Source organism: Streptomyces sp. NPDC004327 (assembly GCF_042873935.1).
In the GTDB taxonomy this organism is placed as follows: Bacteria; Actinomycetota; Actinomycetes; order Streptomycetales; family Streptomycetaceae; genus Streptomyces.
Genome location: NZ_JBIAME010000002.1, coordinates 27,321 through 43,335 on the forward strand (window position 1 = coordinate 27,321; position 16,015 = coordinate 43,335).

Here is a 16,015-nt window from a genome sequence, read left to right on the forward strand (position 1 = left end):
GTCGGTGGGGCTACGCGCTCGCGGTCGACGTCCACAGCCGGCGCGCCGCCAGCGCCGCCGACGCCAGCAGAAGGGCGTTGCGCAGCGTCAGGACGGTGAGGCCCTGCCAGGTGCCGGCGACGACGTCCGGATAGAGCACCGGGTACGTGAGCGAGCTCAGGGCCGCGGCGGGCAGCAGGAGCAGGGCGGCCGGGCGCATGACCGTGCGCCGGCAGGTCAGGCAGACGGCCGCGAGGCCGAGCAGCCAGACCAGGTACTGGGGGCTGATCACCCGGCTGGTGACGGTGAACAGCAGGACGGCGGCGAAGGCCGCGTCGAGCGGGGTGGCCTCGGTCCAGCGGCGGGCCCGCATCCGCCACAGCAGCAGCCAGATGAACGCGACGACGGTGAGCAGCAGCGCCAGGTGGCCGACGGTGGAGACGTACGGGCCGACGTACTCGTAGGCCCCGTAGCGGAACTGGATCCCGCCCGGCCAGATGCCGGCGGCCCGGGCGAGGGCGAGGCCGGTGCCGCCGAGGGACTCGATCTGGACGCCCCGGTTGCCCTGCTGGCGCAGGAAGCCGAGCGAGTCGGTGAAGAGCAGCGCGAGCACGCCGCTCAGGGTGAGGGCGGTGACGGCGGCGGCCGTCCACGCCTCGCGGGTGGTGCGGCCGCGCGGGGTGCCGATCAGGGTGAGCGCGGGCCACACCTTGACCATCGCGCCGAGCCCGGCGAGCACGCCGCCGATCCGGTGCGCGACGGGCGCGCGGGACCTGAGGGCGAGCAGCGCGAGCACGGCGAGGGCGGTGGTCTGCACGTCGTAGCGGGCGAGCGGGATGTGCAGGAGCAGCGGCAGGCCGAGCACCCAGTACCAGGCGCCGTGCGTGAGCCGGGCGCTGTCGGCGGAGGCGAGGGCGACGGCGACGGCCGCGTCGGCGAGCAGGGTGAGGAAGACGAAGCCCTGGAAGTACGTGAGCCCGGGCACGATGCCGGGGGACATGACGACCAGGCCGGCGCCGGGCGGGTACTGCCAGGCGGGGTCGCCGGGCGGGAAGGTGCCGTGCGCGAACTGGTCGTACCAGTGCCGGTAGAGCCCGTACACCTCGGCGGCGACGCCGCCGATGCCGAGGTCGTCGCGGCGCAGCAGGATCAGCATGCCGATCCGGGTGAGCAGCCAGACGACGGCGAGGGCGAGCAGCGGGCCGCGGCCGACGGTCACGAAGGTGGCGGAGGTGAAGGTCTCCGACTCGAAGGGCGACCGGGTGAGGGCGGGCGGCTCCGGCGCCTTGGCGGATCCGGTCGTCGGCCCGAGGGCGGCGGGAGTGGCGTGCGGAGGGGGCTCGTTCGTCATCCCTCCGCACTCTAGGGCGTTATGTCCTACTTCTTCCCGTTCTTGACCCCCGAGCCGGTGACGCTCGTGAATTCCTCGTACGCCGCCACGACCTCGTCCGCCGGGCCGTCCATCCGCAGCGTGCCGGCCTCCAGCCACAGCGCCCGGTCGCAGGTCTCGGTGATGGTCGAGTTCGAGTGGCTGACCAGGAAGACCGTTCCGGCCTCGGCGCGCAGCTCGTCGATCCGCCGCTGGCTGCGGCGGCGGAATCCGGCGTCGCCGGTCGCCAGGGCCTCGTCGATGAGGAGCACGTCGTGGCTGCGGGCGGCGGCGATGGAGAAGCGCAGCCGGGCGCCCATGCCGGAGGAGTACGTGCGCATCGGCAGCGAGATGAAGTCGCCCTTGTCGTTGATCCCGGAGAAGTCGACGATCGCGTCGTAGCGCTCGGCGACCTCGCGGCGGCTCATGCCCATCGCGAGCCCGCCGAGGACCACGTTCCGCTCGCCCGTGAGATCGCCCATGAGGGCCGCGTTGACGCCGAGCAGGGCGGGCTGGCCCTGGGTGTACATGTGGCCCGCGTTCACCGGCAGCAGACCCGCGACCGCCTTGAGCAGCGTCGACTTGCCCGAGCCGTTGGAGCCGATCAGACCGATCGCCTCGCCCCGGTAGGCGGCGAAGCTGACGCCCTTCACGGCGTGCACCGTGCGGGTGCCGGGCGCGCTCTTGCCGCGGGCGACGATCCGGCTGAGCGCCGAGGTGGCGCTGCCCTTGCCGGCGCGGCCGCCCTGGACGGTGTACGTGACGTGGACGCCGTCGGCGACGACGGTGGGGGTGCGCTCGGGCACCGCGGGGGAGGTGTGATCAGCCACGGCCGTAGGTCTCCTCAGCCTTCCAGAAGTAGACGAACCCGCCGGCGAAGGCCACGACGGCCCAGCCGGCCGCCAGCGCCCACACGTGCGGCGGGAGCAGCGAGGCGTGGAAGCTCTCCACGAGCGCGTACCGCAGCAGGTCGATGTAGACGGCGGCCGGGTTGGCCTGGAGCGCCACGATCACCGCGTGCGGCAGATCGCGGCCCTTGGTGAGGTGCGCGATCGACCACATGACGCCGGAGGCGTACATCCAGGTGCGCAGGATGAACGGCATCAGCTGCGCGATGTCCGGCGTCTTCGCCGCCCACCGGGCCATGACGAGCGCGAGTCCGGTGCTGAAGAGCGTCTGGAGCAGCAGCGCCGGGATCGCGAGCAGCCAGCTCGGGCGCGGGTACTCGCCGAAGCAGACCAGGATCGCGACCAGCGCGCCGAGCGAGAAGAGCAGCTGCTGGAGCTGCTGGATCGCGAGCGCGATGGGCAGGCTGGCGCGCGGGAAGTGCAGGGCGCGGACCAGGCCGAGGTTGCCGCTGATGGCGCGGGTGCCGGTCATGATCGTCTGCGAGGTGAAGGTCCACGCGAAGACGCCCGTGAGCAGGAACGGGACGTAGTCGGCGATGCCCTTCTTGACGTCCATCAGGACGCCGAAGATCACGTAGTAGACCGCCGCGTTGAGCAGCGGGGTCATCACCTGCCAGATCTGGCCGAGCTTCGCCTGGCTGTACTGCGCGGTCAGCTTGGCGGTGGCGAACGCGGTGATGAAGTCCCGCCGGGACCAGAGCTGCCGCACGTACGACGGGAGCGAGGGGCGCGCGCCGCTCACGGTCAGGCCGTGGCGCCGGGCGAGGGCCCGCAGCTCCTCGGAGGTGAGGGCGGCGGGCGCGGCGGGTGCGTCCGTCTTCGGCGGGGGCGCGAGGGTCTGAGTGGTCACGGGCATCGCCTTCGGGTGAGGCCGTCCGGGGACGGGACTCGAGGGAACGGGTTCGATGGAACCGGCTCGAAGGAACCGGCTCGATGGAACGGGTCCGTATCGTCGCTACGGCGAGAGTAGGGCGCGCGGCCGCCGTGCGCAACGTCGGGACGGAACCGTCTCGTCGTCACGACCGCGTTCCGTAACCGCTGGTTAAGATCCTGTGCATGACGACACCGTCCGGAACCTCGGGAACCCCTCGCCGCACGCCTGCCGGAGCCGCCGTGCTCCGGGAGGACGTCACCGAGGCCATCCGGGCCGCCGTCTTCGAGGAACTCGCCGCGGTCGGCTTCGCCCGGATGTCCATCGAGGGCATCGCGCGCCGCGCGGGCGTCGGCAAGACCGCCGTCTACCGGCGCTGGAAGTCCAAGCTGTCCCTCGTCCTCGACCTGGTCGGCGCCGTCGCCGTCCGCGGCCTGCCCGCGCCGGCCACCGGCTCGCTGCACGGCGACGTCCGCGCGCTCCTTGAGGTCGCCGCGCACGCGCTGCGGCACCCGGTGGCCTCCCAGGTCATCCCCGACCTCCTCGTCGAGGCGGCCCGGCACCCGGAGATCGCCGACACGCTGAAGGCCGCCCTGCTCGACAGCCAGCAGGGCGTGGTCGCCCAGGTCGTCCGCGCGGCCGTCGAACGCGGCGAGCTGCCGGCGGGCTCCGACCCGGACCGGGCGCTCGACCTCGTCCTCGGGCCGCTCTACTGGCGGCTCGTGGTCGTCCGTACGGAGCTGCCCAAGGGGTATCTGGACGACCTGGCGCGGTCGGCGGTCGCCGCGCTCACCGCGTAACCCCGGGGTCCTGCCCTCGCCGCGAGGCCCGGGGCCGGCCGTCACCGCGAGGCCCGGGGCCGGCCGTCACCGCGAGGCCCCGGGCCGTACCCGCAGCGCGCGCGGCTACTTCACCGCGCCCGCCATCACTCCCGACACGAACTGCCGCTGGAACGCGAAGAACACCAGCAGCGGGATCACCATCGACACGAACGCGCCCGGCGCGAGCACGTCCACGTTGTTGCCGAACTGGCGGACCTGCTGCTGGAGCGCCACCGTGATCGGCGGCGACTGGGCGTCGGCGAAGATCAGCGCCACCAGCATGTCGTTCCACACCCACAGGAACTGGAAGATCCCCAGCGAGGCGATCGCCGGACCGCCCAGCGGCAGCACCACCCGGGCGAACAGCCGCACCTCGCCCGCGCCGTCCAGCCGGGCCGCCTCCAGCAGCTCGCGCGGGATCTCCGCGAAGAAGTTCCGCAGCAGGAAGATCGCGAACGGCAGCCCGAACGCCGTGTGGAACAGCACCACCCCGAGCGTCGTCTCGAAGATCCCGAGCGCGCCGAACAGCTTCGACACGGGCACGAGCGCCACCTGCACGGGCACCACGAGGAGCCCCACGACCAGCAGGAACCACCAGTCGCGGCCCGGGAAGTCCAGCCACGCGAAGGCGTAGCCGGCGAAGGCGCCGACGACGACCACGAGGACGGTCGCCGGGACGGTGATCAGGACGGTGGAGACGAGCGAGCCGGTGACGGCGTCGTTGGCGAGCAGGTGGCGGTAGTTCTCGGTGGTGAGCTGCGCCGGGGCGGCGAAGACCTGCCACCAGCCGCTCGCCGCGATGTCGGACGGCGAGCGGAGCGAGGACAGCAGCAGCCCGACCGTCGGCATCAGCCAGAAGAGGCCCACCAGGACGAGGAAGACCCGGACGGCCCCGGAGGCGGTACGGGCGGCGAGCCGCGCTCCCAGGCGGTTCGTGCTCATCGGCGGGTCTCCCTTCGCGCGCGGCGGACGCGGCGGATGTTGACCGCCATCACCGGCAGGACGAGCAGCAGGAGCAGCACGGCGATCGCCGAGCCGACCCCGAGGTCCGCGTCCGTGCCGAAGGACGAGCGGTAGAGCTGGAGGGCGAGCACGTTCGCGTCGTCCTGCGCCGAGCCCGGCGCGATGATGAAGACCAGGTCGAAGACCTTCAGGACGTTGATCATCAGGGTGACGAGGACGACGCCGAGGACCGGAGCGAGCATCGGGACGGTGATCCGGCGGAACACCTGCCACTCGTTCGCCCCGTCGACCCGCGCCGCTTCGAGCAGCTCGCGCGGCAGGCCCGCGAGCCCGGCGGCGATGAGGACCATCGCGAAGCCGGCCCACATCCACACGTAACTCCCGATGATCGCCGGGGTGACGAGCGTCGGACCGAGCCACTCCACGCCGTCGTACTGCTCGCGGAAGTTGCTCGCGGGCAGCCGGAGCACCGCCCCGTCGGCGGCGGCCGGGAGGCGGAAGGTGCCGTCGGCGGCGGCCGTGGCGGTGGCCACCACCCGGCCGTCCTTCACCGCCTCGATCCGCAGCCCCTTCAGGCCGAGTTCGCCCGGATCGACGGCGTTCGGCCTGCCGCCGCCGCCCCGCGTGAAGTCCAGCCAGGCCGTGCCCGTGACGCCGGGCCCGTCCGCGGCGGGGGTGCGGGCCGGGCGGGCGTCCTTCGGCATCCGCGCCGGCGGGACGCCGACCAGCGGCAGCCGGGCCGGCTCGCCCGTACGGACCGGGGACCTCGTCTCGTACGCGCCGCCGCCCGCCGGCTTCAGCGGGTGCACGGGCAGCGGGCGGGCGCGCGGGTAGGTCGACGCCTCGGCGAAGGTGTCGTGCACGCCCACCCAGACCGCGTTGGCGACCCCGCGGTCCGGGCTCTGCTCGTAGACCAGCCGGAAGATGATCCCGGCGGCGAGCATCGAGATCGCCATGGGCATGAAGACGACCAGCTTGAACGCCGTGCCCCAGCGCACCCGTTCGGTCAGCACCGCGAAGACCAGTCCGAGGGCCGTCGCCACGGCCGGCGCGACGACCACCCAGATCAGGTTGTTGCGGATCGCGGTGCGGATCGCGTCGTCCGTGAAGAGCGTGACGTAGTTGTCCAGGCCGGCGAAGGAGTCGCCGGACCGGTCGAAGAAGGAGCGCTGGACCGAGTAGCCGATGGGATAGACGACCAGCGCGCCGAGCAGGACGAGGGCCGGCAGGAGGAAGGCGGCGGCGACGAGGGCGGTACGGGTACGGGGCCGCCGGCCCGCGCGGGGACGCGGGCCGGGGCGGCGTTCACGGACACGGCTGGCTTGCGTGCGGGCGACGGCCATCGGGCGGGCCCGTCAGCTCTTGTACGCCTTGGCGGCCTCGGCCTCCAGCGCGGCCTGGGCGCCCGCCACGTCCTTGGGGTTCTTCAGGAAGTCCTGGAGCGCCTTCCACTCGCCCTTGCCGGGCGTGCCGCCGAAGGACTGCGGCATCTGGTCCGACATGTCGAAGCGGAAGCGGTCGCCCGCGCCGATCAGCGCCGTGGCGATCCTGCGCTGCACGTCGTTCGGGTACGCGGCGGGGTCGAGCGCCTTGTTGGGGGAGAGGAAGCCGCCCTCGGCCGCCCAGATCCTCGCCGCGTCGGGCGAGGCAAGGAACGTGAGCAGGGCCTGCGCGCCCTTGCCGTCCTTCAGCGCCACGGCCGCGTCGCCGCCGGTCACCACCGGCGCCGCCCCGTCGCCGACCGCCGGGAACGGGAACACCTTCGCGTCCGAACCGATCCTCGCGCCGGTCTGCGCGATGTTGACGGCCGAGAAGTCGCCCTCGAAGACCATCGCCGCCTTCGCCTGCTCGCCGCCGGTGAAGGTCTGGGTGACGGAGACCGGGTACTCGGTCTGCAGCGCGCCGTTCGTGCCGCCCGCGAGCAGGTTCGGCTTGCCGAACAGCTCGCCGAGGGTGGTCAGCGCGCGGGCCACCGACGGGTCCGTCCACTTGATCGTGTGCTGGGCGAGGCGGTCGTACTTCTCCGGGCCGGCCTGGGAGAGGTAGACGTTCTCGAACCAGTCGGTGAGCGTCCAGCCGTCCGCGCCGCCGACCGAGACCGGCGTGACGCCGGAGGCCGAGATCGTCTCGGCCGTGGTGAGGAAGTCCTTCCAGGTCTTCGGCTCGGCCGCGCCCGCGTTGGCGAACACCGCGGAGTTGTACCAGACCAGGGACTTGTTGGCGGCCTTGAAGTACACGCCGTACGGGGTGCCGTCGACGGCGCCGAGGTCCTGCCAGCCCTTCGAGTAGTTCGCCGCGAGCTGGGCCTTCGCCTCGGGGCCGAGCGGCTTCAGCCACTTCTGCGCGGCGGCCTGGTGGATCGCGCCGACCTGCGGCAGCATCGCGACGTCGGGCGGGGAGCCGCCGGCGATCTTCGTGCCGAGGAAGTTCACGATCGGGTCCTGGGCGGGCACGAAGGTGACGGTCGCGCCCGTGCGCTTCTCGAACTCCTTCAGGACCTTGGTGAAGTTGGCCTGCTCGGGGCCGGTCCACACGGCGGCCACTTCGAGCTTCTCGCCCTTGAGGGAGGGGAGCCGTAACCCCGAGCTGCCGGTGCCGCTGCTCGCACCGGGCCCGTCCGTGCCCTTGTCCTTGCCGCCGTCGCTGCCGCAGCCGGTCGCCCCGAGGGCCACCACGGCCGCCACCGCGACGATTCGAAGAGTTCTGCTGGTCCGCATCCGAGCCCCGCCTCTCCCGCGTTTCTCCGGTCCCGTGGGCTCGGTTCTACGCCGGGTCGCACGGGGCCCGCAATACCGCCTTCCGCTTCGGGGGACGGATCGTGATGCCCTCGTGACGTGCCGTCAGGCGGGTGTCACGAGGGCATCGCACGTGCGTCGGGCGCGCGTCGGCCGTTGCTCAGGCGTGCGTCGGGGACGTCAGGGGCGGTATCGGAGCCGCGTCGACCGAGCGGGCCGCGCGCTCCAGGGCGCTCGCGAGCAGCGCCAGGTCCGTCGGGCCGTTGCCCAGCTCGCGGACCGGGCGGCGGGTCGGCGGATCGCCCATCCGCTCCCACTCCAGGGGCACCACCGTGGGCCGCTGGGTCGCCGTGCGCGGGATGCGCCCGCTGACCCGGCCCGTCTGGAACGGCGTCACTCGGCCGTCCGGGTGACCGAGCCGCCCCCGGCCCGGCCGCGGCTCGCCCGGGCCGCCCGTCCCGGCCGCCGGCGGCGGATCGAGCACGATCCGCAGCCGCGCGCCGTGCGCCAGCTCCGTGTCCACCGTCCGGTCCGGGCGCGCGGACGTCGCGACCAGGTGCACCCCGAGCCGCGCGCCGCCGCGCGCCACCGCCTCCAGGGCCCGTACGACCGAACCGGCCGCCGGCCGCCCCGGTGCCCCGAGCGCGGGCGCGACCAGCGCGTCGTAGTCGTCCACCAGGACGACGAGACGGGCCAGCGCGGCCGCGCCCTCGACGGCTCCGGCCTGCGGCGCGGGCGCGGTCCTGCGGTACGTCGGAACGCTGTCCTGGTCGTAGATGTCACCGGCGCCCGGGCGGTACGTGCGCCCGCTCGGCACGTCGCCGACCTGGGCCTCGCCCTGCGCGGACCCCCACCGCATCGCGGCGCTCGCCGCGGCCCCCGTCCGGTACGTCCGCCCGCTCGGCGTGTCGCCGACCGAGCCGCTCGCGTCGGTGCGCAGCGTCCGGCCGCTGGCCGTGTCCCCGAGCGTGCCGGGGGCCGTGCGGGCGTCCGGGACGCGGGCCGTGGCACGCGCGGCGGACGACGGCACGGACGAGGCCGCCGGGATGGACTCGTCGGCGCTCGCCGAGCGCTGGCCGATGAGCCGGGCCGAGCGGCGGTCGGTGAAGTGCGTGTCGCCGAGGAGCTCGGCGCGGCGCTTCAGCTCGGCGCCCAGCGCCTGGGCGAACTCCCGCATCCGCACCGGATCGGAGGCCACCAGATGCTCCGTCACGTGCGGCAGCTCCGTGCACGGCGCGAGGCCCTCGCCGCGCTCGCCGCCCGCGCCGTCCACGAGCAGCAGCCCGAGCCGGTCCGGACGGCCGCCGGCCGCGAGGGAGGCGGCGATCGAACGCAGCAGCTCCGTGCGCCCGCTGCCCGCCGGGCCCTCGATCAGCAGGTGCGGGCCCTCCTTCGTGAGGTCCACGGCGACCGGGCCGCGCGGACCCGCGCCGAGCACCGCCGTGCCCTCGCCGGCCGAGGCCCAGCGGGCCATCAGCGAGGCGGGCGTGGCCCGGGCCAGGCCCAGCTCGTCGAGGAGCCGGGACGACGCCGGCAGCACGGCCGCGGCCCGCCCGGCCCCGCCGCCGGCCGTCTCCGTGCGCAGCGGGGCGAGGGCGCGGCCGAAGCGCTCCGCCCAGGCCACCGACACCGCGTCGAGCACGCCGACCGTGCCGTGCCCGGCGACCCGGCCGCCGGCCGTGCGCAGCAGCCGCAGCGCGGTCGCCACGTCGCCGCTGAGCAGCGCGGCCGCCCCGCACTCGCGGAAGGCCGGCGAGGCCGCGCACGCCGTCTCGTACGTCGCCGCGACCGGCGACACCGGGGACGCGGCGGGCGCCTCGGCCAGACAGAGCAGATGGATGCCGGCGGCGGCGCCCGCCCCGGCGAGCCGGGCCGCCGTCTCGCGCAGGGCCGAGGAGCCCGGGTCGCCGTCGACGATCACGACCGTCACCGGACCGTCGTGCCGCGCGGCGGCCTCGGCGACCTGCGCCCGGTCGGCGCTGGGCCAGCCGGGGCCGAGCGGGCCGTCGTCGAGACGGCGGGTGAGCTCGGTGAAGCGCGCGTGGGCCTGGTCGCGGTCGTAGGCGAGGAGCAGCCGGCAGTCCTGGCCGTGCGCGGGCCGCACGTGCGGCAGCCAGCCGAGCCAGCCCCAGGCCCGGCGCCGCTCCTCCAGCGGACGGTTCCGGTCGGCGCTGACCAGCACGATCTCCAGGTCGCCGGGGGAGTGCAGGGCGGCGAGCTGGGCCACCACGGAGCGGGCGAGCCCGGCGAGCCTGGGCGCGGGCCCGGCCAGGCCCAGCGAACCGGCCTCGCGCAGCCCGACGGTGACGGGCACGCCGGACAGCTCGGCCCGGTCGGTCGTGCCGAGCCGGACCACCAGGGCCTCCGGATGGTCCGGGCCGCGCTCCCACAGGCGCGGGCCGGGGCCGAGCGCGGTGAGCAGCACGGCGGCCGGGTCCGGCCAGTTGTCCGGGGACGGCAGGGGGCCGGGCGCGGTCGCGGCGAAGGCCGGCACGGGCTCCACCCCGTACTCCGCCTCGGCCGGCTCCTCCCGGCCGCCCGCGAGCCGCCGTGCCCAGGCGCCGAGGCCGCGCTTGCGGGTCTGCCGGGTCCGGCCGTGCGACTCCGGCTCACCGCCCTGCGGCGTCCCGGCGGGCTCCTGCGCACGCGCGTGGCCCTCGGGGTGTCCGGTGCCGGGTGTCTCGGTGCTCCGCAGGCCGTTGCCGCCGAAGGTCTGCTCCTCGGCCCGCGCGCCCGGCTCGTACGGCGGCGCGTACGCGACGGGGCCCGCGCCGGGCTCCCCGCTCCCCGCTCCTCCGCCGGCGAGGCCCACGCGCAGATGGCCCTCGCCGTCCGAGGCGGTGGCGAGGCTGTCGCCGGCGCCGCAGCTCGCGCCGGGCCCGGTCGTCAGGCGCAGCGCGGACTCGCCGACGCGCAGCACGGCGCCGGCCGGGAAGCGGACGGGGCGCGGGCCGACGGGGGCGCCGTCGAGCGTGGTGCCGTTCGTCGAGCCCTGGTCGGTGACGGTGACGCGGCCGTCGTCGCCGACGGTCACCGTGCAGTGGGAGCGGGAGACGTCCGGGTCGTCCAGCGGAACGTCCGCGTCGACAGAACGGCCGATTCTGATCGCTCCGCCGTGCAGCAGGTGCACGCCGCCGGCGTCCGGGCCGGCGACCACGTGCAGCCGGGCCGGGGCGCCCTCGCCGACGCGGTCGTCGGCACCCGGCAGCTGGAGGGAGAGCACGGCCCCGTCGACCAGCGGCGGCTCGCCGAGCAGACAGCGCCGGGTGTCGAGGCGCTGCCCGCCCGCGTACAGCACGATGCCGGCGGAGGAGGAGGCGTCCGGGCCGGCGACGGCGGTGGCGAGCGAGGAGGCCACGGCGGCCAGCTCGGTCCCCGCCGGGGCGGTGACGAGCACGTCGCAGGCGCGCCCGGCACCCTGGCCGGCGGCATGGCCGGCGGTCGCGGCATGGCCGGCGTGCGGCGCGAGGACGGTCAGCCGGATCTGCATCGCCGTCAGCGGTCCCTTCTGCGCGGCGCGCCCGGCAGGGGAATCGCCCACTCGCCCCCCACCCGGCACGGACGCGTCGTCCGGTACAGGTCGGCACGGGTGCGGGGCTCCCGACCCACACACGACGTGCTGGGTGCATCCTCGCACCTGCCACTGACAACCCGCCTCCGGGTCGTCCAGAAGTGATCTTGTTCGGTCGTCCATGGCGGTGTCGTGGACGGGAAATGGCCTGGTTGCGCACGTCTCGTATCGCTTCCGGCAACCTTCGCCCGGCGCCGGGCGTCTTGTGAACGGACACGTTCCGGTTGCGTTCCCGACCCCCGCCCGGGCGGAATCGGCCGTCCCGGGGACCGTCGACGACCCGTTCGGCGGCACTAAAGTGGGTCGGACACCCGGACGGGTCACAGAACACACAGGAACCCCGGGGATCCTCCACGTACCACTCCGGTCCCGGGATCCAGGACCACGATCAGCAGGGAGCGCGTGACGTGCGGCCTATCGGCAGCAAGTACCTGCTCGAGGAGCCGCTCGGCCGCGGCGCCACGGGCACCGTCTGGCGGGCCCGCCAGAGGGAGACGGCCGGCGCGGAGGCCGCGGTCCCGGGCGAGCCCGGCGAGACCGTCGCGATCAAGGTCCTCAAGGAGGAGCTGGCGAACGACGCGGACATCGTGATGCGCTTCCTGCGCGAGCGGTCCGTGCTGCTCCGGCTCACCCACCCCAACATCGTGCGCACCCGCGACCTGGTCGTGGAGGGCGATGTCCTCGCCCTGGTCATGGACCTCGTCGAGGGCCCCGACCTGCACCGCTACATCCGCGAGAACGGCCCGCTCACCCCGGTCGCCGCCGCCCTGCTCACCGCGCAGATCGCCGACGCCCTCGCCGCCAGCCACGCCGACGGCGTCGTCCACCGCGACCTCAAGCCCGCCAACGTGCTGCTCGCCGAGCAGCACGGCGCCATGCACCCGATGCTCACCGACTTCGGCATCGCGCGCCTCGCCGACTCCCCGGGCCTGACCCGCACCCACGAGTTCGTCGGCACCCCGGCGTACGTCGCGCCCGAGTCCGCCGAGGGCCGGCCGCAGACCTCCGCCGTCGACATCTACGGCGCGGGCATCCTCCTCTACGAGCTCGTCACCGGCCGCCCGCCCTTCGCCGGCGGCACTGCCCTCGAAGTCCTGCACCGGCACCTGAGCGAGGAGCCGCAGCGGCCCTCGACCGTGCCCGGCCCGCTGTGGACGGTGATAGAGCGCTGCCTGAGCAAGGACCCGGACGGGCGGCCCAGCGCCGAGAACCTCTCCCGCGGCCTGCGCACGGTCGCCGCCGGCATCGGCGTGCACGCCACCCCTGCCCAGATCGAGGCCGCCGACGGCGTCGGCGCGCTGCTGGCGCCCGACCCGGCCCCGGCGCCGGTCCCGGGCACCACGGACGCCGGCGTGGACCCGGCCGGCGCCACCCAGGTGCTGCCGAGCGGTTCCGCCGCCCCGGCCGGCTTCCCGCCGCCCCCGCAGTACGACCCGGCGGCCGCGACCAGCGTCATGCCCACGAGCGGCCCGCCGCCCGGCCAGCCCGGCGCCGCCGACCCGACCGCGGTCATGCCGCCCGTACCGCAGGACCCGCCGGCCGAGCAGCCGCACCCCTGGCAGACCCAGCTGCGCGCGGCCCGCGACCGCAACGAGCAGACGCAGATGCAGTACCTGGACCCGGGCGAGGACCCGCTGCGCCGCCGCCCCCAGCGCCGGCAGCAGCCCCAGCCCCAGGCGCCGTACCCGCCGCAGCCCCAGGGCCCGTACCCGCCGCAGCAGCAGTACCAGCAGCGCCCGCCGCAGCAGCCGTACCCGCCGCAGCCGTACGCCCAGCAGCCGCCGCAGCGGCAGCAGTACGCGCCCCAGCCGCCGCAGCAGCAGTACGTGCCGCCGCAGCCGCCGCCCCAGGCGCCCGCCCCCGCCCCGGCGCCGCGCGAGCCGCGCCCGCCGCGCCAGCGCAGCGCCAACCCGATGCACATCCCGGGCCTCGGCTGCCTCAAGGGCTGTCTGTTCACGATCGTGCTGTTCGTGATCGCGGGCTGGCTGATCTGGGAGCTCACGCCGCTCCAGGACTGGGTCGCGCAGGGCAAGGGCTACTGGCAGGCGATCGGCGACGGGATCTCGTCGCTGTACGACTGGGTCACGTCGCTCGCGGACAGCGCGAGCAACGCGACGGGCGGCGGCGGTCGGTAACCGGCGGGGCGGCCGGTGAATCGACGGCCGGCGGTCGGCGGCCGGCTGCCGGTAACCGGCGGTAAGTGCCGATAAGGAACGGCGATCCTGTCTCTTTGTCGACTTCCGAGGGGTGATTTCCGCTCGGAAGTGCCGGTGGGCGCCTCCGGACGCGTAGCTTTTGACGCGAACCGCAGCCGCTGAGGGAGCAGTCTTGGCACGGAATATCGGCAGCCGCTACACGGCCCACCAGATCCTCGGGCGCGGCAGCGCCGGCACGGTGTGGCTCGGCGAGGGACCCGAGGGGCCCGTCGCCATCAAGCTGCTGCGCGAGGACCTCGCCGCCGACCAGGAGCTCGTCGGCCGCTTCGTGCAGGAGCGCACCGCCCTGCTCGGGCTCGACCACCCGCACGTCGTCTCCGTCCGCGACCTCGTCGTCGACGGCAACGACCTCGCGCTCGTCATGGACCTGGTCCGCGGCACCGACCTGCGCACCCGCCTCGACCGCGAGCGCCGGCTCGCCCCCGAGGCGGCCGTCGCGATCATCGCCGACGTCGCCGACGGCCTCGCCGCCGCGCACAAGGCCGGGGTCGTGCACCGGGACATCAAGCCCGAGAACATCCTGCTCGACATGGAGGGCCCGCTCGGCCCCGGCGGCGCCCACCCCGCCCTCCTCACCGACTTCGGCGTCGCCAAGCTGATCGACACCCCCGGCCGCACCAAGGCCACCCGGATCATCGGCACCCCCGACTACGTCGCGCCCGAGATCGTCGAGGGCCTGCCGCCGCGCGCCGCCGTCGACATCTACGCCCTCGCGACCGTCCTGTACGAGCTGCTGGCCGGCTTCACCCCCTTCGGCGGCGGCCACCCCGGCGCCGTACTGCGCCGTCACGTCACCGAGACCGTCGTCCCGCTGCCCGGCATCCCCGAGGAGCTGTGGCAGCTGATCGTCCAGTGCCTCGCGAAGGCCCCGGCGTCCCGGCTGCGCGCCTCCGAGCTCGCGACGCGGCTGCGGGACGTGCTGCCCACGCTCAAGGGCATCCCGCCGCTCGACGTCGACGAGCCGGACGCGGACCCGGCGGCGGAGCCGTCGTACGAGGAGGACCCGTACCCGACCGGCGCCGCGGGCGCGGCCGCCGGCGAGAACGCCCCGCGCCGGGCCGCCGTGCCCCTCGTCCCGGGCGCCTCCACCGACTCCAACCGCGACACCCACACCTCCATGCGGGTGCCCGGCCCCGACGAGCTCTCCGGCGGCCCCCTCGGGACCGCCCGCGCCCCGCGCTCCGCGAGCGCCCGGCGGCCCGGCTCGGCCCGGCACAAGGCGGACGCGGTCCGCAAGCGCCGGATCACGCTGACGGTCGCCGCGGTCGTCCTCGCGGGCGCCCTCGGCGTGGGCGGATACCTGGCGGCGGCGGGCGGCGAGGACGCGGCGCCGCAGCAGGATTCGCGGCAGTCCACCACCCAGCCCTGAGTGCGGGGACCTGGTATTCGCGGGAAGCCGTTACGCTGGACGCGTGGCAGTCGTCGATGTATCCGAAGAGCTGAAGTCCCTCTCCTCGACCATGGGGTCGATCGAGGCCGTCCTGGACCTCGAGAAGATGAGGGCAGACATCGCCGTGCTCGAAGAGCAGGCCGCGGCCCCGTCCCTGTGGGACGACCCGGAGGCGGCGCAGAAGATCACGAGCAAGCTTTCGCACCTCCAGGCCGAGGTCCGCAAGGCCGAGGCGCTGCGCGGCCGCATCGACGACCTCGCGGTCCTGTTCGAGCTGGCCGAGGAGATGGACGACCCGGACACCCGGGCCGAGGCCGAGGCCGAGCTCGTGACCGTCCGCAAGGCGCTCGACGAGATGGAGGTCCGCACCCTCCTGTCCGGCGAGTACGACGAGCGCGAGGCCCTCGTCAACATCCGCGCCGAGGCCGGCGGCGTCGACGCCTCCGACTTCGCGGAGCGCCTGCAGCGCATGTACCTGCGCTGGGCCGAGCGTCACGGCTACTCGACCGAGATCTACGAGACCTCGTACGCGGAAGAGGCCGGCATCAAGTCGACCACCTTCGTCGTCAAGGCCCCGTACGCCTACGGCACGCTCTCCGTCGAGCAGGGCACCCACCGCCTGGTCCGCATCTCGCCCTTCGACAACCAGGGCCGCCGCCAGACCTCCTTCGCCGGCGTCGAGATCCTCCCGGTCGTCGAGTCCTCCGACCACGTCGAGATCGACGACTCCGACCTCCGCATCGACGTCTACCGCGCCTCCGGCCCCGGCGGCCAGGGCGTCAACACCACCGACTCGGCCGTGCGCATCACGCACATCCCGACCGGCATCGTGGTCTCCTGCCAGAACGAGCGCTCCCAGATCCAGAACAAGGCGAGCGCCATGAACGTCCTCCAGGCCAAGCTCCTGGAGCGCCAGCGCCAGGAGGAGCGCGCCAAGATGGACGCCCTCAAGGGCGACGGCGGCAGCTCCTGGGGCAACCAGATGCGTTCCTACGTCCTCCACCCGTACCAGATGGTCAAGGACCTCCGCACGGAGTTCGAGGTCGGCAACCCGCAGTCGGTCCTCGACGGCGAGATCGACGGCTTCCTGGAGGCGGGCATCCGCTGGCGCAAGCAGCAGGAACAGGCGTAGTCAGAGCTTCCGGGCCCCGCTCACCGCTGGTGGGCGGGGCCCGTCTGCGTGCTGTGGTGC

Annotated in this window: 11 protein-coding genes; 4 read left to right on the plus strand and 7 right to left on the minus strand. The window is 74.6% G+C overall.

The window, feature by feature from the left end:
• Window positions 1-10 precede the first annotated feature (10 nt).
• From ACFYU9_RS06145 to ACFYU9_RS06155, 3 genes are read right to left on the minus strand one after another with little or no spacing between them, the layout of a single operon-like run.
• A complete protein-coding gene (locus ACFYU9_RS06145; RefSeq protein WP_389218714.1) occupies window positions 11-1,330 on the minus strand; it encodes a glycosyltransferase 87 family protein in 1,320 nt (439 codons plus the stop codon).
• Window positions 1,331-1,356: 26 nt separating this feature from the next.
• Complete coding sequence (locus tag ACFYU9_RS06150) at window positions 1,357-2,178, minus strand: ABC transporter ATP-binding protein (RefSeq protein ID WP_389218717.1); 822 nt, start codon at window positions 2,176-2,178, stop codon at window positions 1,357-1,359.
• Window positions 2,171-3,112 (minus strand): ABC transporter permease, encoded by a 942-nt coding sequence (locus ACFYU9_RS06155; RefSeq protein WP_389343076.1) that lies wholly within the window; start codon window positions 3,110-3,112, stop codon window positions 2,171-2,173. The genes ACFYU9_RS06150 and ACFYU9_RS06155 overlap by 8 nt, the downstream gene beginning before the upstream one ends.
• A gap of 200 nt (window positions 3,113-3,312) precedes the next feature.
• Between ACFYU9_RS06155 and ACFYU9_RS06160 the strand changes: the two genes are divergently transcribed.
• Entirely contained in the window at window positions 3,313-3,927 is a 615-nt protein-coding gene (locus ACFYU9_RS06160) for a TetR/AcrR family transcriptional regulator (RefSeq protein WP_389218723.1), read from the plus strand.
• 105 nt (window positions 3,928-4,032) lie between these two features.
• On the opposite strand, the gene ACFYU9_RS06165 is transcribed toward ACFYU9_RS06160, so the two are convergent.
• From ACFYU9_RS06165 to ACFYU9_RS06180, 4 genes are all read right to left on the minus strand, one after another.
• On the minus strand, window positions 4,033-4,890 hold the full coding sequence (locus ACFYU9_RS06165) for a carbohydrate ABC transporter permease (protein WP_389343079.1): 858 nt from the start codon (window positions 4,888-4,890) through the stop codon (window positions 4,033-4,035).
• Complete coding sequence (locus tag ACFYU9_RS06170; protein ID WP_389218729.1) at window positions 4,887-6,254, minus strand: carbohydrate ABC transporter permease; 1,368 nt, start codon at window positions 6,252-6,254, stop codon at window positions 4,887-4,889. Before ACFYU9_RS06170 ends, ACFYU9_RS06165 begins: the two co-directional genes overlap by 4 nt.
• 12 nt (window positions 6,255-6,266) lie before the next feature.
• Window positions 6,267-7,628: an ABC transporter substrate-binding protein gene (locus ACFYU9_RS06175; protein ID WP_389343082.1), complete on the minus strand. Its 1,362-nt coding sequence runs from the start codon at window positions 7,626-7,628 to the stop codon at window positions 6,267-6,269.
• Window positions 7,629-7,806: 178 nt separating this feature from the next.
• Window positions 7,807-11,136: an FtsK/SpoIIIE domain-containing protein gene (locus ACFYU9_RS06180; protein WP_389344113.1), complete on the minus strand. Its 3,330-nt coding sequence runs from the start codon at window positions 11,134-11,136 to the stop codon at window positions 7,807-7,809.
• A gap of 488 nt (window positions 11,137-11,624) precedes the next feature.
• On the opposite strand from ACFYU9_RS06180, the gene ACFYU9_RS06185 reads away from it, so the two are divergent.
• From ACFYU9_RS06185 to prfB, 3 genes are all read left to right on the plus strand, one after another.
• Window positions 11,625-13,352, plus strand: a complete 1,728-nt coding sequence (locus ACFYU9_RS06185) for a serine/threonine-protein kinase (protein ID WP_389343085.1) — start codon at window positions 11,625-11,627, stop codon at window positions 13,350-13,352.
• Window positions 13,353-13,545: 193 nt separating this feature from the next.
• Window positions 13,546-14,802: a serine/threonine-protein kinase gene (locus ACFYU9_RS06190; protein ID WP_389218738.1), complete on the plus strand. Its 1,257-nt coding sequence runs from the start codon at window positions 13,546-13,548 to the stop codon at window positions 14,800-14,802.
• A gap of 43 nt (window positions 14,803-14,845) precedes the next feature.
• A complete protein-coding gene (prfB, locus tag ACFYU9_RS06195) occupies window positions 14,846-15,955 on the plus strand; it encodes a peptide chain release factor 2 (protein ID WP_389218741.1) in 1,110 nt (369 codons plus the stop codon).
• The last annotated feature ends 60 nt before the right edge of the window (window positions 15,956-16,015 follow it).

Excerpts from the sequence above, each read along its gene's own strand:
- ACFYU9_RS06160 (WP_389218723.1), top strand. The coding sequence starts at position 3,313 with ATGACGACACCGTCCGGAACCTCGGGAACCCCTCGCCGCACGCCTGCC.
- ACFYU9_RS06175 (WP_389343082.1), bottom strand. The coding sequence starts at position 7,628 with ATGCGGACCAGCAGAACTCTTCGAATCGTCGCGGTGGCGGCCGTGGTG.
- ACFYU9_RS06180 (WP_389344113.1), bottom strand. The coding sequence starts at position 11,136 with ATGCAGATCCGGCTGACCGTCCTCGCGCCGCACGCCGGCCATGCCGCG.
- ACFYU9_RS06170 (WP_389218729.1), bottom strand. The coding sequence starts at position 6,254 with ATGGCCGTCGCCCGCACGCAAGCCAGCCGTGTCCGTGAACGCCGCCCC.
- ACFYU9_RS06155 (WP_389343076.1), bottom strand. The coding sequence starts at position 3,112 with ATGCCCGTGACCACTCAGACCCTCGCGCCCCCGCCGAAGACGGACGCA.
- ACFYU9_RS06165 (WP_389343079.1), bottom strand. The coding sequence starts at position 4,890 with ATGAGCACGAACCGCCTGGGAGCGCGGCTCGCCGCCCGTACCGCCTCC.
- ACFYU9_RS06145 (WP_389218714.1), bottom strand. The coding sequence starts at position 1,330 with ATGACGAACGAGCCCCCTCCGCACGCCACTCCCGCCGCCCTCGGGCCG.